An 843-nucleotide genomic window follows, 5' to 3' on the forward strand; every position below is an offset into this window, starting at 1 on the left:
AACATCGCCCTCTACGGCCTGCACGGCGACGCCCCGCACCTGGTGGTGGCGCCGAACTCGCTCGCCGACTGCGCCTTCACCACGCAGTGGGCGGTCCATCTGGCCGACACCTTGCAGACCGCCGCGATCGTGCTCTCGGACCAATCGCTGGGCCAGAGCCGCGCCACCATCGCCCCGCCCGCCGACCCCGGGCTGCGCGCCAACCGCCTGCGCCCCGCAGGTGAGCTGGGCGACGAACGCTATCGCCGCTACCGCAACACCGAGTCGGGTGTCTCGCCGATGGCCGTGCCCGGCATGAAGGGCTACCAGTACACCGCCGACGGCCTCGAGCACACCGAAGTCGGCACCCCCTCGAGCCAGGCCTCGGACCACAGCACCCAGCTCGACAAGCGCCTGCGCAAGCTCACCGCCCACGACTACGGCTCGTACTGGGCCGACATCGACGGCGAGGGCGAGGGCGACATCGCCGTCATCACCTGGGGCTCGACCACCGGACCGGTGCAGGAAGCGCTCGAGCGCTGGCGCGCCGCCGGCAAGCAGGGCCGCATGGTGTCGATCCGCCTGCTCTCGCCGGTGCGCCCCGCGCAGCTCGCCGCCGCCCTCGAGGGTGTCTCGCGCGTGCTCGTCGTCGAACAGAGCCACGGCGCCCAGTTCCACCGCTACCTGCGTGCCCACTACGACCTTCCCGGCAGCGTGCGCGCCTTCCATCGTCCCGGTCCGCTGCCGATCCGACCCGACGAAATCTTCCGCCAACTGGCCGACTGGAGCTGACCATGGACGCCACATCCACTTGCCCGAGCTACTCCGCGCGCGACTACAAGTCCGAAGTCAAACCCGTCTGGT

The 843-nt window shown here is 70.7% G+C and carries 1 pseudogene; it reads left to right on the plus strand.

The features are described 5' to 3' along the window. Positions 1 to 771 (plus strand): annotated as a pseudogene (locus MXC99_RS00285) (2-oxoglutarate synthase); the annotation flags it as partial. Between the last annotated feature and the right edge of the window lie 72 nt (positions 772 to 843).

Origin of the sequence: Thauera aromatica, from assembly GCF_023093595.1 — a bacterium.
GTDB classification, from domain to species: Bacteria; Pseudomonadota; Gammaproteobacteria; order Burkholderiales; family Rhodocyclaceae; genus Thauera; species Thauera aromatica_A.